Below are 22600 nucleotides of genomic sequence, written 5' to 3'. Positions count from 1 at the left end.
TGAGTCTATTCATTCACGATGGTTTTGCTCACTTCACCCTTCCAGACCAGTTCAAGTTTGCCATCTATCCACCACCCCACCTCCCCATAACTGGGAACTTTCATGCCATTAATTTCATGGTAATCTTTGAAATGTCCCTGCCATGGACGTTTTTGATAGCCTCCATCAAACTGACCGTATCGGCCTTCGGTATATACTGCTTCTACCTCATTGTTATCATTAAATTTGAACTCTAGTTCAACTGTTAGTTCCTTAACTGACAGGCTAGCTAATGCACTGCTATCGTCAATTCCAGTCCAGGTTACGCCTGACTCTGGAAGTAAAGCTGTGGGAAACCAGACAGCTTCCGCCAGATAGCGATGCAGAGCTCCTGAGTTTAACTTTTTATGATTCGAGTCGCTGGCAACTGGGAAAATATTAAACAACCTAACCTTACCGGAGCCTATGCCGCTTTGTAGACTATCTTCCACTGAAATATATACCGCTGGGAATAATTTTATGCTTGCATGCCATATGAAGCTTTTGCTGTTAGGTAAAACTAGCTGGATTGCTTTGAAAGGAAGCCATTTATTGCTATCGGTGCTGGTTCTCAAGCTTCCATGCTGAGTCAGTTCTATTTGGTTGATAACCGACTGACCATCCTTTAGGACATGTTTGAAGTATCGTTGAACTGGCTCAGGTAATCCTGACAAATGGCTAAAGTTAACCTTGTTTATTACTACTTCTCCTTTAGCCATATTTAATTCCTTTTTTTAATTAGCTCTTCTTAGTAGGGCCAATCTTATGAATACTCCAGCTAACTAATCCAAAAACCAATATCCAAATTCCAAAATCTATAGCTAGTCCCACCCAAAATGTGTTGTGTTCAAATGGGTTATATCCTAATAAATAGAATCCTAAACGTGTTATAAAATAAGAAATAACAAAAGCTATAATATTTCGTGAGTTCTTGCTCATTCTATCTCCCGATTATTTCTGTGTTTATTGATCATAAACCTTATAGCAACGGCCAATACTGGAATAATAAAAGCTAATACTACTTGTAACATGGCCCAAATTGGTACTGGTAAATGTGGATGCTGTTGGAATGATAGTTCTAAAATTGTTGCAACGAAAAAACCTACAACTGCACAGCTTATAATAATAATTTGCCCTCTTCGCTTCTGCGCCATGAGAACTACTAACAGTATTAATGGTAATATCACCAGAATTGAAAGAAACAGACTCTTTAATGTTTCCATATTTCTAGTCCATAAGGTTCTTGCTTTTCCTGCCCCACATTCTAGTAAACACGTGAGCAGTTGATTTCGATCTTTTATGCCAATAGCTCATTATGGTGTGGCCAATGGCTAACGCCAGTAAAAGCCAGCCTAACTCTCCGTGCAACAATCCGCCTAAATCTAAAGTCCATTGTATTTTGTCACCTTCAAAACCCTTGAAGATGGTCATACCAAATACCTCAAAAGAGCGCCCCGAGCCATATTGTCGCAATAAACCTAGTGCTGGTATTGCCAGCAATAGAAGATAAAGCGTTATATGGCCAAGTCTTGCTAGCCAGTTTATGGAAGGGGGACGATTGGATACGTTCATTAACGCCCAGATAATTCTTATAATAATTAAGACAAACAGTAGTAAGCCCATAGGTTTATGGCTTGGCCAGAAGAAAGCTTCTATAGCTGTGTCATCAAAGAAGAAGTGTGCTGCTGCGCTTAAAAACTGCCATAGCAATAATAATGCCATGCCCCAGTGTAAAACTCGGCTTACTCGCCCATAGTTTTGGTTATTATCTTTTATACCCATTTCTTCTCCCCATTATTTTCATCGTAATGAATATAGCACAGGTTTTAATTACTGTTTGATGATTTGTTTGATGTTACTACTTATATGAGAAATGACTTTTTTATCCTGCCAATATTGGCCATGACTTAATGGGTTCCAGGACTTAAAGAGTTTACTGAATAGCCCTCTTCCAGCATTGATTTGGATATCTTCTACAAGCTCTTCGTAGGAAGGGCTGAGTGGTTGTAACGGCCAGCCAAGCACATCATCTTTGTCATAAAAGTTATACCATTTGAAGTCTTCTGTGGGTGCTTTTATAGCTTCAATGTTTTTATGTCCTGCAACAAATATGGGGATATTACAGCCTAAGGTATAAAACTGCTTCAAACTGATCATTCTTCTGAACCTATCCCGCGGAGAACCTTCTGCAACCTCATCATCTCGCTGCATACTCCAGATCCCTACAGATGCATCAATTCGTTGCGCGTCCCAAATATAGCTTGAAATCACCTGACAACCCAAAGAGTTTGCTACGACAACCACTGGAATTGGACGCGTCCCTGATTCATCAAAAATCTCGTCCATGGCAGCCATTATCATTTTTTGTGTCAGATAATAAGGGCTATTCTTAACTCTTTTCTTATACTCAAGGCTTGCAGCGTCGGAAAATCCATATAATAGGAAGCGTCTTAGCTTAATCCAGTCAACCTGGTCGCGCATTCGGCCAAGCACTAATTCCTGTTGCCCTTGTAGAATATCTTGATAATAGAGAGGCTTGAAGATCACCTTGTGCCATAATTCCTCACCCAAGGCATTTTTTATCTGATCGTAGAAACCCGTATAGTAATCTCTTTCGGTATCCCCCATTCCATGAATGGTTATTAGCGCAATTTTTTTATCCATGGCTTCCTCCCTTAGTTTGTCTCTTTATTATAAACACCATGCATTATAATTTTTGCTGTGCCATTACTTATTGTGCAGGAACTCTTCAGATATTTCGTTAGGTTTGCCGCACCAGTTGTCTGATGCGGCACTATATGCTTTAGTTTAAATCGAAACGATCGGCGTTCATGACTTTAGTCCATGCAGCAACAAAGTCTTGCACAAACTTTTCCTGGTTGTCATCTTGGGCATAGACTTCAGCTATCGCACGCAGAATCGAGTTTGATCCAAACACTAGATCAATCCGAGTTGCAGTCCATTTGGCTTTACCGGTTTTTCGATCGCAGACTTCGTAAAGATTATTTTCGGTACGTTTCCAGCTGTACTTCATATCTGTCAGGTTAACGAAGAAGTCATTCGTTAAAGTTCCTTCGCGATCAGTAAATACACCATGTTTGCTGTTTCCATAGTTAGTATCAAGCACTCTCATACCACCGATCAGAACCGTCATTTCTGGTGCAGTTAAACCCATTAGCTGGGTTCGATCCAATAGCATTTCCTCGGCTGGTACCGCATAATCTTTTTTCAGCCAGTTGCGGTAGCCATCATGTACCGGCTCTAACGGCTCGAATGATTCTACATCGGTCATCTCATCGGTTGCGTCACCACGGCCCGGGGAGAAGGGAATCTCAATATTGAAACCTGCTTTTTCAGCAGCCATTTCAATGCCGATATTGCCCGCCAGTACGATCACATCCGCTACGCTGGCACCAGTCTCTTTGGCAATTGGCTCTAGCACTTTAAGTACCTTGGACAAACGCTTTGGCTCATTGCCCTGCCAATCTTTTTGTGGTGCAAGACGAATACGTGAACCATTGGCTCCACCACGAAGATCAGAGCCACGGAAAGTTCTGGCACTGTCCCAGGCAGTTGCCACCATCTCACTAATTTTCAGTCCGCTGGATTTAATTTTCTCTTTTACTTTACCAACATCGTAATCTTTGTTACCAGCTGGCACAGGATCCTGCCAAATTAAATCTTCTTGCGGAGCGTCTGGGCCAATGTATCTTTCTTTAGGTCCCATATCGCGGTGAGTTAACTTAAACCAGGCTCGCGCAAAAACCTCCGAGAAATACTCGGGGTCTTTATAGAATTTTTCAGATATCTTGCGATAGTCCGGATCCATCTTCATCGCCATATCCGCGTCGGTCATGATTGGGATTGTCCGAATGGCAGGGTCTTCCACATCGACAGGCTTGTCTTCTTCCTTGATTTCTATTGGCTGCCACTGCCAAGCGCCTGCTGGGCTCTTGCTTAGCTCCCACTCATGATTCAGTAGCATTTCAAAATAGCCGTTATCCCACTTGGTAGGATGGGTCGTCCAGGCACCTTCAATACCACTGGTCATTGAATCTCGACCAATGCCACGCTTCTTTTTGCTCTTCCAGCCCAGGCCCTGCTCTTCTACATCACATCCTTCGGGTTCTTTACCAAGCTCCTCTTCTTTGGCGTTACCGTGACACTTACCGACGGTATGACCACCAGCGGTCAAAGCGACGGTTTCTTCATCATTCATAGCCATTCGTGAAAAAGTTACGCGTATATCCTTTGCAGTTTTAAGCGGGTCTGGATTCCCATCTACCCCTTCAGGGTTCACATAAATCAAACCCATCATCACTGCTGCCAAAGGATTTTCTAGATCACGCTCTCCAGAATAACGACTGTGCTCATTATCGCTTGGCGCTAACCATTCCTTCTCAGCACCCCAGTAGATATCTTTTTCTGGATGCCAGATGTCCTCACGACCAAATGCAAATCCGTAAGTCTTAAGACCCATGGACTCATAGGCTACCGTTCCAGCATAGGTCATTAAATCTGCCCAGCTGAGTTTGTTTCCGTATTTCTTTTTGATTGGCCAAAGCAGACGACGTGCTTTGTCGAGGTTAACGTTATCCGGCCATGAGTTGATTGGCGCAAAACGCTGATTACCAGTTGAAGCACCACCACGGCCATCTGCAATTCGGTACGTTCCTGCGGCATGCCAGCTCAGACGAATCATCAAACCGCCGTAGTGTCCCCAGTCTGCGGGCCACCACTCCTGGCTATCGGTCATCAATTCATGCAGGTCTTTTTTTAAGGCTTCAAAATCAAGTTTTTTGACTTCTTCGCGATAGTTAAAATTTTCACCCATCGGGTTTGTTTTTCTATCATGTTGATGGAGAATATCGAGGTTTAGAGCGTTCGGCCACCAGTCTGTATTCGATGAACTGGATTTAGTAACCGCACCATGCATTACAGGACATTTTTTATCGGACATAACAATCTCCTTGTTAAATTATTTCCACTACGTTTTATAGAGTTTAATAGTCTACAGCGTAGTAGTTTATAAACCATGGTGTTGTTATATCATATGGAATTGCGATTTATCAGTATTAAGCCTCAAGATTTAAATACTCTATGAAACCGATTAAGTTCTTTACTAAATTACCACGGCTTTTACTTTAATACTGAAAGGCTCTCTACCCAAATCAGTTCACAAGCACCATTGCCTGTATCATTCCTCGTCAATGAACTGTTCCAATACCAACCCTCTTTTGATTGAACATTCACGAGACTTCCAGTTAGCTCAATAATTTCACCTTCCCTAATATCATCTATCAGGTATTGAACATATTTATCGGCGGGGATCAGGTGCATATTAGCGCTGTGGGTTTCGATTTCACGGCGCGGAATAGGAAATGATTTGACGCGCCAACGATAAAAGCGGCCTGACTGAGTGATATTAATTTGTTCAAGAATACTTTCATCTGACATTCTTCCCCAGCCCAATGCCAGATCAACGGGTGCGAGATCAGCACCCCGGTCAAAGTAATAGTCTTCCCTGGCTAAAACCTTCGCCTTAATCTTAAAGTTTGCGACCTTGGTTATCTTGAAGCCCAGATGGTTGAAACTAATTGGTGACTTAATTTCTTCTTGAACAGGCACATCATTAACCATAACTCCCGGACCCAGAGTCACTTTTCCAGAGCAATTTCTTATCCCCCAGATAATGGATATGATTAAAGCTATTACAAGTATTCTCTTCATAAGTTATCTACAAATTAATCGACGATGATCTTATAGTCCGTTTCCAATATATCTATTCACTACTTTCAAGTTAACTACCTTTCGTCACAACTTCATCCAGAATTATAAGCTCCAACTTATTAATTAGTTCGTTAGGCATATCATCCCGATTGTTAGTAGCCATAAATATAAAGACTTTCTTATCTGGAAAGAATTTGAAATCTGCTAAGGTATATCCATTGGAACCATCATGCGAGATTCTTTTGTGCCCAGCTTCATTAGTACCTATTGCCCATCCATATCCATAATACGATGTTTTATCCTCATTCTCTGTAATATATGGTGTGAATATTGTTTTCCATGATTTCTGGCTCAGAATCTTTTCAGAACCTAGGGCCAGATACCATTTACTCATATCACCAATAGTTGATAGAAACCCACCTGCACCTTCCATGTACCAACGTGGCCCAGGTTCGTTATATTGATGTTGCAGGGAATGACCTACAGATTCACTCGCAGCAGTTATTCCAAAAAGTCGCTGAAATGCATTTGGGTCGCGTCCATAGTTAACAGCTAAATTGCTTTCATTCCGCTTAACTAACTTATAACCCGTTTTGTTAAGACCCGCCGGTTGCAGTATTTTTTCATCGATATATTCTTCCCAGCTTTTGTTAGTTTCTTTTTCTATTATGATTGCCAGCAAACTATAACCTACATTAGAGTAGTGATATTTATCACCTGGCTTTGCAACTAACTTTGAGTCAAATGCTTCATTTATTAGCCCATATTTTTCCACAACATCGTATAAACCAAATCCATGCGTAAACCCAGACGTATGTGTTAGTAAATGATGTAGTGTAATATTCTTCTTGTCGTTTGGTACATTCTCGAAGTGAGCATCTAACGTATCTCCCAGTGATAATTTACCCTCTTCTACAAGCTTCATAATTGCTGTAGCGGTAAATTGTTTTGTAATTGAACCAATGTCGAAGACCGTATTTTCATTAAATGGGATTTTTTTCTCACGATTAGCCAACCCAAATGATTTCGAATAAATCAGCTGCCCATTAAGAATTGCCAATACATTCCCTGAAAAATTTGACTGCTCAACCTCTTGCTGCCATTCAAGTAAGCTTTTATTTATAGCCTGATCATTCGGTTTAGCATTTGTTGTTATCGAAAAACATATTGAAATAGCAAGTAAAATTAATTTCATAATATTCATATTCTTTTCATTGATGTAATGATCATCACAATGTCATTCATACATTAAGTTATTAAATTGTCTGTTATTTTTTCTTCCACACTTCACCATACAGCCTTGCATCTCTTACTCTGTGTAACCACATGACTGCTTTTCCTTCGTCTTTTTCGACACCATCTCCATTAGCATACATATAGTGCAATGAGTATTGGGAATCCACATGTCCCTGGTTTGCCGCCTGCAAGTACCATTTTTCTGCCTCCTTTCCATCCTTCTCAACACCGGTTCCAGTGATATACATATAACCTAGCATGCGCTGACCTTCAAAGTGTCCTTGATTTGCAGCTTGTAAGAACCAATATTTTGCCTGCTCCAAATCTTTCCTTGTGCCCTCTCCTTTGAAATACATATAGGCTAAATTAACTTGGCCGATAGCTAAGCCCTGAGCGGCTGACTTTTTATACCAAGCAAATGATTCCTCAGAATTAATTTCAACACCTTCACCTACACCCAAACGTCTGCCCATTTCGTTTTGTGCACATGGGTTACCACTCTTAGCTTGTTTCAATAGTTCTGTTAATCCCAGTTCGTCTACACCTGATTTTTCATAAATTCCTAAATCGAGACAAGGATGTTTACTTGTTACTGTTGTTTTTGCAGTTGTTGTTTCGTCGGCTGTTGCTTCTCCTGTCGTTTTACAGGCTGAAACCATACAGGCCATTATCATTACCACGATCAACTGTTTGTATTTCATTATATTTTTCCTTTTATTTTGAATTGTTAGTTACATCAAAGTAGGTTCTAGTTTGAACATTTATCTTGTTATAGCTTGTGCTCTGATATGATCACAGTTTTATCACCATCATGTACTGATACTGCAGTTTCCCCTTTAAGTTCCGATAGATACTGATACTGTTCTGGCAGCTGCTTGTATATTGTAACGCTCATAATCGTTAGTGGTTCATCTACACCGTAACTCATTCTTAGTTTTCGTTTTGCACACTCATCACCACGGCAACGATACTCATAATAGTCAGAGGAGTATGCAGTTTCTTCGTCATACCAAAGAATATCTTCACCGTTTTTTATAGTGATCAGCTCAGAGGTTTTAGGTATAAAAACACGTAGTTCAAAAAAGTCTTTCTGCGGGGAGTTTATAAGCACATCCGCCACACGCCCATCACTTCCCCTACTCACATAGTCTACGCTGACGCTTACAGTTGGAACCCTCTGTGACTCAACTTTTACTACCGGGAAATTACCGGTTGACCAGGGATATACCGCTTGATTTTCAAAGTTATTATCAAAGGCATTCATAATTGCTTCTGGAATATCTCGTTCTTGATTGTGTAGTGCAATCCTGTGTTCACTCTCTTTGACAATATATCGTATATTCAGATGTTGAGGCGCATCCGAGCTGTATGCTTGTTGTGTAATTGCCCATACCGTTGTCAGTATCCACAACACACCCAGTGAAATTATAGCTTTGGCATAGGATTGATGGATTACTGGTGAAGCAACAATGATTGGCAATAACGTTATTAATCCAAATCCGATCATTGTTGCCACTGCTATGGATAAATGAAATGTTAATAGTTTCTCAAACACAAATGCCATAGCAATAAAACACACGGATGACAAAACAGCAGTGACTATTGCAAAAGTTTCAATGTTTGTTTGCTGCCCTTTCCTCATTTTTCGATTGACCAGTAACAGCAGTACCAAGCCACCTAAGGTAACCATCGCAGCCAAAGCAAAAATAATAGTCACACCCGGTGCCAGGAATGCAAAGGCAATAGATAGAAGTGACCACAACAGCGATAATCCGACTAAGGACTCAATAGGTTGTGTTCGCTTCAGAAAGATTCGCCCAGTGGTCAATAGGATTATTAAACTGACTAACCACAAACCAAATCGCATTGGTAATCCATTGGCGGTCCATGGAGCTTGCTTTCCCGTCAACCATTGCATCAAATACTGATAATACATGCCGACTAAGGCAACTATCACAACAATTAATAATCCTGATAAAACAGTTAGAAGGACACGGGAAACGGTGACAGTTTCTGACAGTTTAAACATCGCAAGTAACGTCACACTCACTGCTATCAACAGGCTAGCAATTAGAAGGTTATTACTTTCGTCCCAACTGATAACAAACAAGCCCGCATAGTCAGTGAACACCTTATTTCCACTTTCAACTTTTGTCAGATCGCTATCTTTAAGAGTTTTTAATACCCCCCAGATATTATCTCCATGATGTTGCAAACTGCCTTTGTTCAATCGTTGTGAATTATCTAACGGGGTATGGTAGTGGGCTAAATTTTCGCCATGAGCAAAGTTTAATCCCTGTAAGCCATACTCCTTAAATACCGTTAAATCAGTGTCATTTGGCAGTACCTTATAGGCTTCATAAAAGATTGAACTGGTCAGGGGTGCTGGAGTTGATTTTGAATAGAGATCCACAAGCCAACCACTATTTTCGGCTGTCTCAAACATGACACTTTGACCACTTGTGCCTCTCGCTTCAATATTGAGAGCGATCTTTAGATTTTTGGCCTGAGGGTGATCGCGCATAAATGCACGCGCTCCCATTAATCCGTACTCTTCGCCCTCGTTAAACAAAAAAACCAGACGGTTTTTTGGTGGCGTGGACTGCCTAATAAGTCGCAATGTTTCAAGCAGAGTGGCAACCGCTGCCATTGCATCACTCGCCCCTTCTGCACTTGGCACTGAATCATAATGGGCAGAAAGTAATATGCCGTCATCACTTTCTGTGCCATCGATGGTCACAATGATGTTATTAACGTGAGTGCAACGTGCAGAGCCCGTTTCATAATCCAGACAAACCTGTGTTTTTTGTTGCTCTGCTGTAAATCCCAGCCGTTGTATTTTTTCTATAATCTGTTCAGCAACTTGTCTATTTTCTTCACTATCAACGGTATGCGCGACGTCCTGGTCTGTCAGGGTTGTTAAGATGTCAAATGCACGCCCTGCCGAAAAAACATTATTGTCGGCATCACTCGGTAAATCATCAATTGGCATCATCTGCATTCGTATAAACACTGCGCTTAGTATGATTAAGGCCGTAGCAAAGATGAAACTCCAAGATGATGTTTTGTAACTCCTAGTTAGCATTATTAATCCTTCGTTTTTCATTATGTTAAATTTGGTATTGAGTATTTTTGTACCTAGCTTTACCCACCCGTGTATTCCGAATCTGATAATAAAATAATCAACCCCAATATGCGACCTATTGACAAATGTTTCACAACGCTTGTGATTCAATTATTTCATTATATCTGGACACTCTGTCCCTCTCATATTGGAAGGTGCTTAAAATGAAAAAGTTTACTGGCTTATTATTGGTCATGTTGGCATATGGCTTTATATCTCACACGGCTTTAGCCGAGGAAGAAAAAACTGCCTTGGTCCCTTTGCCCTCTGTCGATGACTTCACAAAGGGTGAGGATGGCTGGGCTTTCGCGCTGGGTCTAGGTGTTGAATACGAGTCGGCCTACGAAGGGTCGGACGAATTTGGTTTTGAAGCTCAGCCTGCTGGCGCTATTCAATGGCGAAATGGAGATGATATTTTCTATTTTGCGGGTGAAGCGCTAGGCTGGCGCGGTCTTCGAGCTGATAAATGGCTATTCGATGCTGCGGTAGCCTTTGATGAAGGTCGCGAAGAAGGTGATTCCGATGAAGGTTATCTTGATGGACTCGGTGATACCGAAGAGGCGACAGAACTTGTACTTCAAACTCGTTATGCACTCGACGACGATTGGCGTTATTGGCTTGTGGGTCGAATGGTCACTGGCAGTAACGGAAATCTTGGTCTCTTTGGTCTAGGCTATCGCTTCGGTGATCAACTTGACGGTACCGGTTCTGAAATTAATTTAGTCGGTGTCTTTCACGATAGTGAATATGCCAATAACGGTTTCGGCATAACCGCCGAACAGTCAGCTGCATCGGGTTTACCGCAAACTAACCTGGATGGTGGTTTCCGCTCGATTGGGATTGACTACACTTACCGCTATTACCTCAACGAAAACTGGCAAATTTTTGGCGAGGCACTCTATGAACACTTTAGTAGCGAAGTTCAGGATAGCCCAATCGCTCGTAGCGACTATGAAGCCGAAGTAAGTATTGGCTTTATTTATATATTCTAAATTCCACGAAAAACAACGCCGGCTGGATTTACGCTAATTCTTTAATCCAGTCCGGTGATTTTCCCACCCATTCCAATTCCTTTGTCTCTAAGTTGGCTAAACATTTCGAATAATATTTAATTCCATTTCGTTTATAACGAACACCGTAATGTGCGGAATATGGTTTGATTTCTATTTCGGTACACCCTTGTTCTGCTAAATAGTTCTCTATTAACTTCATTCTTGGTGGATCACTGATACGCGATAAAATTTTTGGAAGCGCTCCCAGAAAAAGCATAATTCCAAAAAAAATAACAGCCCCTATAGCGATTACCTTTAATTCTTCCATTCGATACTCACTGTCAAAAGTAAAAACGCGATTTAGAACGTTCCATCCGTTGGGTAATGCTTACTATACTTGTTAGCTCTAATTTCGACTTCATAACCGAGGCTTCCCAAGAACCAAAGCCACCCAGTAGTCTTTGCAAAATATCGAAACAAAAAGACCTATCCCGGAAAATAAGGCGAGCACACCAACAACTAGCCATAAACCATAATTTGCCGATTGGTTTTCTACTTGTGTATAAGCAACTGCAACACACCCTATTCCAAGAAAGATACTCAGAATAAAAAGCACAGGCCGCTTCCACTTTGCCTCTCTTGGTTTATAAACACGCCTTGTCCACTGTTCAAATCTATCCAACATGATAGTTCCCTTTTATTGCTAACGCCGAAATCTCCGGCGGTCATTTTATGGTCGCGCGATTACTTGATTTGTTAGTCTGATACCGTGCCGAATGGTCTTGCTGCATGGTTGAACTCCCTAAGCTTTGAATCCTCTTCATACCACTCCACATCTAGGATTTCCGGATTCTTAGAGAATTCTTGGTGTAACGCAGTAATAAATTGTTCATGAAGTTCGACAGGCATGGACCTTCTAAAGATGCGATCGAGAAGAGATGGCTGTTGCACCATGAAGACCAACCAAGTGTCATCCTCAACATTTCCGCATGCCCCGGCCAATCTCTTATCAAAAGGCTGTCCGATTAACAGACGCGAAAAATAGAACTCTTCAATATAGTCCAGTCTTAGACTATTATCTAACCTCTCGACAAGCCACTCAGCCAGAGCCGCAGCCTTCTCCGCTGCATCAGCCATTCGCAGATGCTCAAATTTTTTTGTTTTAAACCTTACGTGAGTCCGCAATTCATACTCCCTTCAAATTTCCTAACGTCTTACTCATTAGATCGATTGTAGTTGATTATGTTAAGCAAACAATTGCGAATCCAGGCAGAAACTCCGGAAATTAGTACCAATACAGTAACTTGTCAGCCATGCACCTCATTAAAATACATGTGGCCTCCAACTTCTCCATTTTTCCACCAATTTTCTAACTCTTCAAAGGCATACATGAGCTCTTCCACCACTTCAGTGGGCTCATAACTCCAATGGAACGTCAAAAGCTTATATATAAAGGGCTTCGATAAGCTGAACCAGCAATTAAGAGAGCCTCCACTTATTCTCTGGAGCCTTCCTGGGTATTGCCATTTAGGGTCTGAAACACGTTCTTTCTTGAAATTAATAACAAAATAGGGTCGCCAGTATTTATCCCATTGAACCTCAAATACATCAATACCGCTTGAAGTCTCTCTACGAAACTCAACAAAGTGTGGATCGGTGGATTTTTGCTTAACGAAACCTTTCGCCCTTACCCATGGGTAAAATACTTTTTTCATTTCATCGTTAAGTGGCTTAGTTTTCGATGTCATAGATGCCTAACGCCTGCCGCCATTTCGTAAAGCCGCCCAACCGTGAAGCGTCAACAACCGACACTTATTAAGTCCTTGTTTATATATTGGCTTGCTCATTATTATCTATATTTGATATTGCTACAGCTAAATCAGTAATTTTATTAGACCCATTTATTCGTTTTAAGATTGTGCCAAGGGCTCTATGACGAGTGTAATACTTAGGTTTAGATTTCACTGCTTTTGACAACTCTTCTTTGATTTAATTTATCGTAATTTGGTTAATAGGATTAAAGCAATAATGGACTTTGACTGGAAAATTGAATCCAGAAAAAATAGAAGCTAAAACACTAGTTACAAAACCATATTGATTCATTGTTACCCATGATATTCCTGTAATTCTTCGTCTATTCAATTCATACGTCTTATTGTCCGAGTCGACCAATGTTATTGAATTACATAACCCAGATAAATATGAGTGGAAAGGGCAAACAATTAATTCTTCATAAGACCATACACCAAAAGCATATAGTTCACCTTTGTTATTTTCACTGTAGCAAACAGCAGGATATTTAAGTTCTGTATAATTCATTTCTTGATTTAATGGTTTTACGCAGTTGTAGCTGGTTGCTCTGCACCACCTTGTTAGGTGTTAATATCATTGGCAACTAGTTCTTCATTCTCAAAATGTAACCCGATGTAAATCCATTTATTTGGTTGTTCTGTTTCAAAGCACACCTCCCAGTCTTTGTTGTCATCTGAGTTTACCGATATTGCAGTGACTTTAAACAGTTCCTTTGCTGTTAGATTTTTATCTATTGAGTCAAAGTCATGTGCGACTGAAAGCAAAGTAGGAGAACATATTTCCCAGTACTTATCTATGCACGCCATTTTATTACTTATGAACTCGACCGAATTATTGTTTGGTCCATCTTCATTTCCAGGGATACAATGAAAAATGCTTCCTTGACTTGCTTCCCAGTACTGGCCATCCTGCACGAAAACCATATGCCCAAATAACTCGTGCTGAAGTTCAATTTTGGGTGTTTCATCTTTGGCAAAAAGCTTTTTAATCATACTGAACATATTTTTCACCTAACATTTCTGTGCTTTGGCTATTAACCGATCTTTACGGTCAAAAGTCTAACTACTACGCCTTGTTAAATTTATTTATGATTTAATTTCACTTGATCATTGCCAACCAATGACGCATCAAAAGACACTTCGAATGTATCAATTCGACCGCAACCTTTTACCGCCCATAGTTCTTTTGATTGGCCGCTGCTCAACTCTCCCGCTTCGTTAAACACCACTTCGCCATTGATAATTTTAGTAATTGCTACACCTAATGTTTCGCATGAAACGCCTTCATTTTTGTACCAAGAATGAAGTTTCGATATTACTATCTTTTTAAATAATTCCGAGTTATTAACCGCTGTTTTACCAGGGATGCGATCATCTAGTTGAGTTGCAGACACTTGCAAAGCGAAAAAGCAAAATATAAAGGTTAAGAAGTATTTCATGTTTTCTCCATAAGTAATTTAATACCTGGGTTTAGCGGCGGCCTGTCAGGGCCATCCGGTGGAGGCCGCAGGCCGAAACAACCTACAACCACTTGTTAGGTGCTTTAGAAGCCAAGAGGCCATCGCTGCGCTCTGAATGCCTGGGCAACTATCTCGAGCTTGTCATTTTGCCTTGGGCCACCGATCCAGTATCTACTATTGTCGCCATAAGGCTCTTCAACTAGAAACTTCGTTCCACCAATCTCAAAAGTGCAGAACTCATCTTCTCTGAACCATGAGAACAATTGCTTGGGCTCACGCAAAATTGTTACTTCGGGGATTCGCCGCAAAATACGGACAACACCTCGCCTACCGAGGGTGGTGTTTGACACCTCAAAGGATCTGAGCTGCCCGTTGCGATTTCTGTCCTCATAGATCCGCATTTACTGCACCTAACATTATATTACCGTATATCGCCGATAACTTTCTGATTTAAAATGATTCATTTCTATGTCCGTTTTCCAGCTATTACCAGAATTTAATGGGGTTAGAGTAACAAATTATCTAATTCACCCTGACTTCATTAATTCTTTTCAGGCCAAGAGAAATCTACAAATCTATCCAAATCACGAGTGTAGGCTTTGGGAAGCCTTCCGTAATCACGAGTATAAACTTTAGCAAGCCCTAAAATACTATAGCCTCCATATGTTTTCCCTGACCGATCTACGAGCATCCAATCTTCAAGAGAATCTAAATCGATACTTAGTCTTTCGTAAACCTCCTCGGTCACTTCCCCTACCGGATTTGACTCAAGTGAAACGATGACACACCCATCTTTTATCGAGTGCGCTAGTCCCCAAACATGCTCAATTTCATCACCAAACTTGTAAGGAAACTTCACATAAGCCTCTTTCTTCCCTTCCTCTAACCCCGCTAAAAAACGATTTAATTCAGAACGTGATCGATCTATAAGCTTCTGAATTATTGGGTCATTAATATCGACAGGTATTACTTCAGGGCTTGGTTTCGCCTTCCAGAAGTGTAGAAGAAGTATTGGGGTAACTATCCATCCTAAGGCTATTGAGATCCAACCAGCCAAATCATTCCCCACATCCAGCCATCTATTAAAAATAACCAAATATGGAACTAATGATGCAAAAGAAATTAATACTATCGTGATTATCCGTATCATATGTTCACTCGCTACCTAACATTATATTACCGGCCATTGCCGATAAATTTTTTATTTAAATGATTTATTTACGATGTTCGTTTTTCTGGCTAATACCACTGAAAACCGGACATTCCTGTTCTGGCATCTTATTTTTGTATAGAGTTTACAGACAGCATGGTCAATAAACTAGAGGCCTTATAGTAATTGGCTCTACTATATTTGCAATGGTTACTTTGTTTATCTTTTGCTAGAGATGTATTTAGTACTTCGATACAAAAAACCGACAATCGAATTGTCGGTTTTCTTAATTGAATAAATATATTGTTAATACCCCAAGCCTCTATTGACTATAGGCGGTTCTTCCTGAGTTCCTTCGCGGGTTCCTGACAATCGATATCCATTGGCTAGATTGCCATCATGACAATCGAGTCCCTCTTTGATGCAGTTACTCAGAATTGCTTCCATGATAGTGGGGTGCCATGCGTTGAACCAGTCACCGTGCAGGGATAGTCCACCAGCCTGTTCATTTGTCACTTCGTACATATCCGCGGCCAGGCGCCAACCCTTGCTGCTTTTCTCGACTGGATGCGTGAACTCTGGCATGACTCCAAATGCGTAATGGTAACTAACGCGAACTACCGGTACTGGGTGAGAATCGGGACAGTGAGTTCCTTCTGGGCCGCCGTCGTTTACCGGATAAGCCATGTGACTGCGGTGGTCTTCTGAGTCCAAATTTTCTCCATCCCAACAGCTGGGGAAAAACAAATCCATTCGCAGGCGGTCAGGTTCCTGGCACTCTGGAATTGTCGCGCTGAACTGTGGGTTGCTGGCGTCGTTTGATTCCCAGGTCTGGCAGTGCCAGCGGGCTATGCTAGTGTCCTGTTCTTCACCAGGTCGGGTACTGGCAACACCAGCAATCATACGCAACCCTGGCGGTAGCGGCTGGATCGAATCCAAATCATCAACGCCTGCGGAATAGTAGAAGACTTCATGCGCTTCATCATCATTACCGACCACTGCTGGCACCACCTGCCAGGCGGGATCACCATTGTCATCCAGTTCACGCTCCCCGGTTATCTGATCATAGACGGGTGCCAATAGCGCCGGAACCCAATACGACGACAGGTTGAGCAAATTACCCTGACAGCTTGATTCGCCCTCGGTATACAGCGAAGCCATGGTAGTGTTTTCATCCACAACAGTGTTGCCGTAGAAACGGTGCAGGTGGGCGGCATCTTTTTGTCCGGGAAAGACAATCGGGTCATTGTAACTGCTATGGGCGAAGTCACAGTTAATACGAAAAATCCCTCGCCAGCTATTGGGTTCTACCGGGCTAGGCGAAACATTGGTGGCAACTAAATCTTCATGGCCTTCAAAAATGACATTGTTTACATACCAGTTATAGGATGTCACTTCACCAAATTCTCCCGACTCATCATAAGCCCGTACGCTTAACCAGTTGCTGCCAAGTGCAATGTCTTCTTTGAACAATGGCGATTCACACTCACTGTAACTCTCTTCGTTTATGGCGCACTCATAACCCGCAGCATCAGGTGCACTGAACTCAAACTGCGCATAGCGCAAGGAAGTGGTTTCGTCGGGAGTTAATGCTAAAGTTACGTCCAGGCTAGAACTGGTTTCATCAACGCTGGTCGTCTCAGTATTCGAGTTGCTATCGCAGGCGGTTAAGGTTCCGCCCAACAGCAATAGCGGAAGGTATTGTTTGATGGATTTCATACACTGCTCCAAGGGTTGTTCGATAAATTGTGTTTACCCTTCTAAGCTTAACGATCCATTTTTCAAACAATGTGCAAGGATTGTGAAACTGCTATCACCAGTGTTCAGTCAAATTTATAACCCACGCCATAAATCGAGCGGATGGGATTATCTGCTAATGGTAACTGCTCCAGTTTTTTGCGTAACTTTTTGACATGGCTGTCTATGGTTCGCTCGGAAACCAATCGTTGATCGGTATAGATGGCATCCATCAATTGATCACGCGAAAAGACCCGGCCGGGCTGTTTCGCCAATGTGCTGATCAGACGAAACTCCAACGCTGTCAGTTCCAGCACCTGTCCTCCGGCACGAACCTGATATTTGTCTTCATCAATTTCCAGGGTGTCCTGTGCCGTTGCCATTCCTTCCACTCGACGCAGCACCGCTGCCACACGTGCGCACACTTCCCGCGGGCTGAACGGTTTACAGATATAATCATCGGCACCTGATGAAAGGCCAAGCAGGCGATCGATTTCTTCCACCCGAGCCGTCACCATAATAATCGGCAGATTAGAGTTTTTTCTGATGTCTCGACACAGGCTCAATCCATCCATTCCCGGTAGCATCAAGTCCAGCAAAATCAATCGAGCCTGATGTTTGCTAAGCCACGGCATGACTTCATCGCCGCGATGCAACATTTCTACCTCATAACCTTCGCGGATGAGATAGTCGCGCATCAGCTCAGCAATTTTAATCTCATCCTCGACAATCAAAATAGGCGTATTCATCTCTCTGCTCTCTTAAAATATGCTTATCGGTATAGCGGAAAATGCACGGCAATAGCGAGGCCACCCAATTCGCTATGCCTCGCTTCAATCCAACCCTGATGCCCTTCGGCAATGGCGCGACATATGGCAAGCCCCAACCCGGCACCACCGCTTGCACGATTCCTGGCACTGTCCGTCCGATAGAGTCGCTCAAACAGTTTTCCTAAATCCTCATCTGCCACACTGGGCAGGCTGTCTTCCCATAGCAGGGTGACCATGCCTTTTTGTCGCTCTTCAATAAGACTCACCCTTAGCTGTCCCCCCGCATTGGTGTAGCGCACGGAATTGTTCAGTAGGTTGCGGAATAACTGAATCAGTCGTGATTCATCGGCAAACAATATCAATGGTCGTTTCGGGAGCTGGAAATCCAGTTTGATGTCTTTCTCAGACAATCGGGTTTGGCTTTGTTCTAAAAAGTCGCTTAACACTGTCCCCAGCGAGCATTCCTGGCGGTGGTATGACAAAGAGCCCTGATCCGACAGTGACAGCTCATAAAGATCATTGATTAGACGGGTCAGCCGCTCCACCTCAGTATGCAACGACTCCAGCGCTGACGGCTGCAAAGGCCTGACTCCATCCATTAAAGCTTCCAACTCGCCCTGCAGAATAGCTACCGGTGTCCGCAATTCATGAGAAATATCCGCTATCCATTGCTGGCGTGCCTTCAGGTTGTCTTTGAGCGTATCGGTCAGCAGATTAAACGCATGAGCAAGCCGCCCCAGCTCATCATCAGAAGTTACGGGCAACGGCTCCAGTTTTTCTATATTGCCTCCGGCCAGTTGTTGCATGGACTCTTGCAAACGCGTCACCGGCCGAACCAGGCGCTTTGCAAATGGAAAGGCCAGGCCAACCGAAATCAACAAAATGCCTAACACGATCCAGGCCGATTGTTGCAACTGATGGGTAACAAACAGCCGATCCATCTCCCGCTCCAGCTCCGTTGAATGCGCGACGCCCAGCTGCCCTACCAACTCACCCTCCACTTTAATAGGCAACCACTGAATACTGGGTTTTCTTTGGCCTGGATTATTTGCAGGTAAGGTAATAATAAGATTTCCATGTGCGTCGCTGAGTAGCAGTCGCTGCGTCATAGGATGAGGCGGGCCCGGCATTCGTCGCGGTGGCTTTGCCGGTGAGAATTGTTCCTCAGCACCATTTTCAAAGTTTTCTCTCAGGATTAAATTTTGCTGTAGAAGCCGCTGCCATTGCCTGCGATTATTATCTAGCCATTGCCAACTTTGGCCATTTTGCTGATAGGCTTCAGCTAAACCTTCCACTAATGGCTGCAACTCTTTGGCTTGATCGTTACGCACATACTCCTGAAAACTGCGGTTAAAGTTCCAGCTTACTGCGGTAAACAAGGCTGCCGCCAACAACAGGTTGGCTACCAGTATGACTAAAAACTGCTTATATCGGATCTGCATTTATACCGCCGGTTCTGGTCCACAATCGCGCGCAGGAAAACCTAAAGGCTTTGTTTAGCTTTTCTCAAACGTCTGTAAGCAATATACACCTGGCACACCTTCGCACCAAATCGCGACTGGCAACTTGTCATTTTTTTCCACATTCGCTGAACAATTCCTGCAAATCTTGCCTGTAGTCTTACAGCTAATGGTTGGCAAAGATATGCCAATCATTATCACCCCTAACCATTAATTAAGAGGTAATGATATGAAGACTAAAATCACAATGCTATTAAGCGGATTCGCACTGTTAATCACGCTCTCAATGACGAGCGCCATGGCCCATCCGTCAGAATCCGGCAAACGCCATGGCCCACCGGAAGAAGCGGTAGCGGCTTGTGAAGGTTATATTGAAGGTGACTCAGTGAGCTTTGAAGCACCGAATGGCGAAACTTTGGAAGCGACCTGTAAGAAAGTGTCTGGCGTATTGGCAGCAGTGCCAAATGATCATGGAAAACGTCCTCGCAAACCCTGCGCAGACAAATCCAAGGAGTAATCCTTCCCACGATGCTTAGTCTACAACGGGCTACATAGTTTACTATGTAGCCCCTACTTACTACTTAACTTTTATATAAGTTGTGAGGTGCGTTTTTGCACCGAATCAAATTCATGCACCTGTTAATTGACGTTATCAAGATTCTTCAAGTTTTTCCCAAGATAGAAGAGAACTAAAAGAGCAATGCTAAATATAACTACTACAGCACAAGCTAAACTTAGAGCTTCGCTCGGAACTGGTTCAAAATAGTACATCGCTTTACCGTGATTGATTGCAAAGGATAAAGCTCCTTCTGGGACTTTATCATTGGATACATCATAAAACTCAATCATTTCGATAGGTTCACTCGCAAATAACCACGGAACATAGCGAAGAAAGATATAAAAGCAGATCAATGCAAAGGGTATCGCTGCTACCATAATCTTCCATTTCGAGTTTAAAATCGATTTCATTAAAGTCACTTAACGCTGCCAGCAGGGGCTGACAAAGCGCGCAGCGGTTTGGCTGTCCCACTGGCTGGCCTTGTTAGGCATTTAGCTCACCCAATATGTACTTCGCAGGTGAGCCTGTAATAGATTTACAAAAATGCTGCACGTTTTGGTTGAATGCCCCAGATTCTTCCTTCAGATATCTACTAAAACCTGCCAAAGACTCTTTAATACGACTATCGCTTTCTGCCAAATTGTTGATTTTACCTACATCTATGCCTTTGTTAACAAAGGCTAGATAAATATCAAAGGAATCCCGTTCCCGCTTCTGTTTTTGGCAACTATCCATTTTTGTAATAAACATTCCATCAAAAGTCACCAGCTTAAAGGTCTCTCCAGATTCTTTAAATTCATCAAATAGATTTTCTCTAAATAATATTTCAGAATTAGGCAGGACGATAGACATCATTTTCTTTAGCTTTTCTTCAGAGTTGTTTATGGGTACGTCTAACTCCAAATGATCTACAAACATCCCAATTTGATCTGAATTGTTAGCCATATTTGGGTGAAGAAGGTCTATGTTATAAACAAAATGTTTACCGTTAATTTCTTGAGACTTTAACAGCTGGAAAGGATGCTTGGCTGAGGGCATAAAGCCTGATTCAATAAAGGATTCGATCACACTCTTTAAGCTTCCTGACTGATATGATTCCTTGAACAATATATCAACATCCAAAGTTCCAGGATGAGTAACTTCAGATTTATTTCTTAATACAGGGCACCATCCGCCAATTACCATGTATTCAAGATCAGGAAAATATGAAAGCAATTTTGCTGTGTCTTTTAGTAGAGCTAACGCCCCATCTTCTATAGATTTGATGTTGTAACTCCTTTATCTGATCGCAAGCCTAATAACCGTCGCAGCTTTGCTGCGTCAGGCGCCAAAGGCGCGTAGTTGATTGACTTGTTGGGCATTTTCACCAATCCATATTTGCAGCATTGTCATGCATGCCTGTTAAATACTCGACAAAGTCTTCCATTTTTTCAATTGATGACATAGCCCGAGCGTAAGTTGAATCCGAGGCGTAGGGCAGGATAGATGGCATACTGCTCTGAATATAAATTATTTCCGGGAAAGCCTTGGACTCCCAATAGAATTGCATAAATTCTTCCACGGTTTTAATAGCCTCTGCTTCGTTAAATTCAATACCGCTCTGCATGGAGAACCGAGAACTACCTTTCTGGTGAGGCATAAGTAAAGGCACTGCTCCTGCGCCAGAGTGAATTTGAAAAGCCTCTCCGTTTTTACCAAATGCTCCATGTGCAACATAGTTTCTTATTTGGCGTTTGATAGACACCAATTGATCATAATGCACCTTTACTTCCTGATCCTGAATATCCAAGCATTCTTTAAATTTTGATGCCCACTCATTATCAGCCAGATTTGCGACATCTTCACCAGTTAATGCCGCCCCTCTCAAAATAGCTGCATGAATAAATACATGTTCAGTGAAGCTAAAAAAGGCATCAATTGCTGAAATTGCCAACCATTCCGATTCATTCTTTAAGCGATAATAAGGAATTTCAACACTCCAAGAATTCTCAGAGTGTTGGGTTCGAATTCTTTCATCTTTCCGAGTGTTCGCTTCTTGAATCTTTTTATAATACTCATCAATAAAATAGGTATAGCGATCATGTAGACGAAGACTATGATTTAGTACATTCAAATTTGAACGCTTAGCAGATTCATTCGCCACCCACTCAAAATACGGCTGGGAAATTTTTACTGCCTTATTTATTTTCTTTACAATCTCCTGGCACTCTGGCTCTTGATTTTCCTTATCTGAAGCAAATAGGCCCATTCCAAGCTTTCTATGCTCAAGTAGATAAGCTGTTCCGTTGTAATCAATAGGAACTGACCAAGCCACTTTTTCAAATTGACCAAGATTTTTGTATCCAAGCAAATCAACAAACAAAAAATATAGTTGGTAGTATGGAGGCAAAGATCGCCCTGCTTCCGTTCTCGATGCAGTAAAAAGAAAGTTTTTCTCACCTTTGGTCCCCTTTTCCACTGCCGAAGAAATAGGGTCGAGAAATTTTTCGACTTTTTCCTTTAGGATTTCAATATCATCTGGAAAATTCATCATGAGCTAGTAGGTGCCTAACG

At 42.1% G+C, this 22600-nt stretch carries 24 protein-coding genes; 2 read left to right on the top strand and 22 right to left on the bottom strand.

Annotated features, from left to right (window positions below):
* Positions 1 to 5 precede the first annotated feature (5 nt).
* The 9 genes from CW740_RS00285 to CW740_RS00240 all read right to left on the bottom strand — a co-directional run bounded on the left by CW740_RS00285 (position 6) and on the right by CW740_RS00240 (position 10069).
* Positions 6 to 737: a DUF6920 family protein gene (locus CW740_RS00285; protein WP_106645679.1), complete on the bottom strand. Its 732-nt coding sequence runs from the start codon at positions 735 to 737 to the stop codon at positions 6 to 8.
* A gap of 216 nt (positions 738 to 953) precedes the next feature.
* A complete protein-coding gene (locus CW740_RS00275) occupies positions 954 to 1241 on the bottom strand; it encodes a hypothetical protein (protein ID WP_106645677.1) in 288 nt (95 codons plus the stop codon).
* Positions 1242 to 1245: 4 nt separating this feature from the next.
* A complete protein-coding gene (locus tag CW740_RS00270) occupies positions 1246 to 1800 on the bottom strand; it encodes a cytochrome b (RefSeq protein WP_106645676.1) in 555 nt (184 codons plus the stop codon).
* A 48-nt stretch (positions 1801 to 1848) separates the two neighbouring features.
* Entirely contained in the window at positions 1849 to 2682 is an 834-nt protein-coding gene (locus CW740_RS00265; protein WP_106645675.1) for a hypothetical protein, read from the bottom strand.
* A 139-nt stretch (positions 2683 to 2821) separates the two neighbouring features.
* The gene (katG, locus tag CW740_RS00260) at positions 2822 to 4978 is read right to left on the bottom strand and encodes a catalase/peroxidase HPI (RefSeq protein WP_106645674.1); all 2157 of its coding nucleotides are present in this window, start codon (positions 4976 to 4978) and stop codon (positions 2822 to 2824) included.
* 179 nt (positions 4979 to 5157) lie between these two features.
* Positions 5158 to 5748: a hypothetical protein gene (locus CW740_RS00255; protein ID WP_106645673.1), complete on the bottom strand. Its 591-nt coding sequence runs from the start codon at positions 5746 to 5748 to the stop codon at positions 5158 to 5160.
* A 70-nt stretch (positions 5749 to 5818) separates the two neighbouring features.
* Positions 5819 to 6952, bottom strand: coding sequence for a serine hydrolase domain-containing protein (locus tag CW740_RS00250; RefSeq protein WP_106645672.1), 1134 nt, complete (start codon positions 6950 to 6952; stop codon positions 5819 to 5821).
* A 64-nt stretch (positions 6953 to 7016) separates the two neighbouring features.
* Complete coding sequence (locus CW740_RS00245) at positions 7017 to 7685, bottom strand: tetratricopeptide repeat protein (protein WP_106645671.1); 669 nt, start codon at positions 7683 to 7685, stop codon at positions 7017 to 7019.
* 68 nt (positions 7686 to 7753) lie between these two features.
* Complete coding sequence (locus CW740_RS00240) at positions 7754 to 10069, bottom strand: M20/M25/M40 family metallo-hydrolase (protein WP_157826387.1); 2316 nt, start codon at positions 10067 to 10069, stop codon at positions 7754 to 7756.
* Between the two features lie 203 nt (positions 10070 to 10272).
* Here CW740_RS00240 and CW740_RS00235 point away from each other — a divergent pair, with 203 nt between their 5' ends.
* The gene (locus CW740_RS00235; RefSeq protein ID WP_106645669.1) at positions 10273 to 11100 is read left to right on the top strand and encodes a MipA/OmpV family protein; all 828 of its coding nucleotides are present in this window, start codon (positions 10273 to 10275) and stop codon (positions 11098 to 11100) included.
* 28 nt (positions 11101 to 11128) lie between these two features.
* Here CW740_RS00235 and CW740_RS00230 read toward each other — a convergent pair whose 3' ends face one another.
* The 10 genes from CW740_RS00230 to CW740_RS00180 form a co-directional block, all read right to left on the bottom strand.
* The gene (locus tag CW740_RS00230) at positions 11129 to 11428 is read right to left on the bottom strand and encodes a hypothetical protein (protein WP_106645668.1); all 300 of its coding nucleotides are present in this window, start codon (positions 11426 to 11428) and stop codon (positions 11129 to 11131) included.
* 428 nt (positions 11429 to 11856) lie between these two features.
* Positions 11857 to 12237 (bottom strand): hypothetical protein, encoded by a 381-nt coding sequence (locus tag CW740_RS00220; RefSeq protein ID WP_106645666.1) that lies wholly within the window; start codon positions 12235 to 12237, stop codon positions 11857 to 11859.
* Positions 12238 to 12407: 170 nt separating this feature from the next.
* Positions 12408 to 12848: a hypothetical protein gene (locus CW740_RS00215; RefSeq protein WP_106645665.1), complete on the bottom strand. Its 441-nt coding sequence runs from the start codon at positions 12846 to 12848 to the stop codon at positions 12408 to 12410.
* 624 nt (positions 12849 to 13472) lie between these two features.
* On the bottom strand, positions 13473 to 13913 hold the full coding sequence (locus tag CW740_RS00210) for a hypothetical protein (RefSeq protein ID WP_106645664.1): 441 nt from the start codon (positions 13911 to 13913) through the stop codon (positions 13473 to 13475).
* 80 nt (positions 13914 to 13993) lie between these two features.
* On the bottom strand, positions 13994 to 14350 hold the full coding sequence (locus CW740_RS00205) for a hypothetical protein (protein WP_106645663.1): 357 nt from the start codon (positions 14348 to 14350) through the stop codon (positions 13994 to 13996).
* A gap of 104 nt (positions 14351 to 14454) precedes the next feature.
* Positions 14455 to 14772: a hypothetical protein gene (locus tag CW740_RS00200; RefSeq protein ID WP_106645662.1), complete on the bottom strand. Its 318-nt coding sequence runs from the start codon at positions 14770 to 14772 to the stop codon at positions 14455 to 14457.
* A 140-nt stretch (positions 14773 to 14912) separates the two neighbouring features.
* Positions 14913 to 15428, bottom strand: a complete 516-nt coding sequence (locus CW740_RS00195) for a DUF2314 domain-containing protein (protein ID WP_157826386.1) — start codon at positions 15426 to 15428, stop codon at positions 14913 to 14915.
* Between the two features lie 399 nt (positions 15429 to 15827).
* Positions 15828 to 17240 (bottom strand): DUF1996 domain-containing protein, encoded by a 1413-nt coding sequence (locus CW740_RS00190; protein WP_106645660.1) that lies wholly within the window; start codon positions 17238 to 17240, stop codon positions 15828 to 15830.
* Positions 17241 to 17344: 104 nt separating this feature from the next.
* A complete protein-coding gene (locus tag CW740_RS00185) occupies positions 17345 to 18007 on the bottom strand; it encodes a response regulator (protein ID WP_106645659.1) in 663 nt (220 codons plus the stop codon).
* 23 nt (positions 18008 to 18030) lie between these two features.
* On the bottom strand, positions 18031 to 19470 hold the full coding sequence (locus CW740_RS00180) for an ATP-binding protein (RefSeq protein ID WP_106645658.1): 1440 nt from the start codon (positions 19468 to 19470) through the stop codon (positions 18031 to 18033).
* Positions 19471 to 19717: 247 nt separating this feature from the next.
* On the opposite strand from CW740_RS00180, the gene CW740_RS00175 reads away from it, so the two are divergent.
* A complete protein-coding gene (locus CW740_RS00175; RefSeq protein ID WP_106645657.1) occupies positions 19718 to 20005 on the top strand; it encodes a hypothetical protein in 288 nt (95 codons plus the stop codon).
* Positions 20006 to 20127: 122 nt separating this feature from the next.
* Here the strand turns inward: CW740_RS00175 and CW740_RS00170 are convergent, their stop codons facing one another.
* The 3 genes from CW740_RS00170 to CW740_RS00160 all read right to left on the bottom strand — a co-directional run bounded on the left by CW740_RS00170 (position 20128) and on the right by CW740_RS00160 (position 22580).
* Complete coding sequence (locus CW740_RS00170; RefSeq protein WP_106645656.1) at positions 20128 to 20457, bottom strand: hypothetical protein; 330 nt, start codon at positions 20455 to 20457, stop codon at positions 20128 to 20130.
* Positions 20458 to 20530: 73 nt separating this feature from the next.
* The gene (locus CW740_RS00165; RefSeq protein WP_157826385.1) at positions 20531 to 21262 is read right to left on the bottom strand and encodes a hypothetical protein; all 732 of its coding nucleotides are present in this window, start codon (positions 21260 to 21262) and stop codon (positions 20531 to 20533) included.
* A 148-nt stretch (positions 21263 to 21410) separates the two neighbouring features.
* On the bottom strand, positions 21411 to 22580 hold the full coding sequence (locus CW740_RS00160) for a hypothetical protein (RefSeq protein WP_198555365.1): 1170 nt from the start codon (positions 22578 to 22580) through the stop codon (positions 21411 to 21413).
* Between the last annotated feature and the right edge of the window lie 20 nt (positions 22581 to 22600).

It is taken from the genome of Kangiella profundi (genome assembly GCF_002838765.1).
Classification (GTDB): domain Bacteria; phylum Pseudomonadota; class Gammaproteobacteria; order Enterobacterales; family Kangiellaceae; genus Kangiella; species Kangiella profundi.
This window is presented reverse-complemented; position numbering and strand designations above follow the sequence as displayed.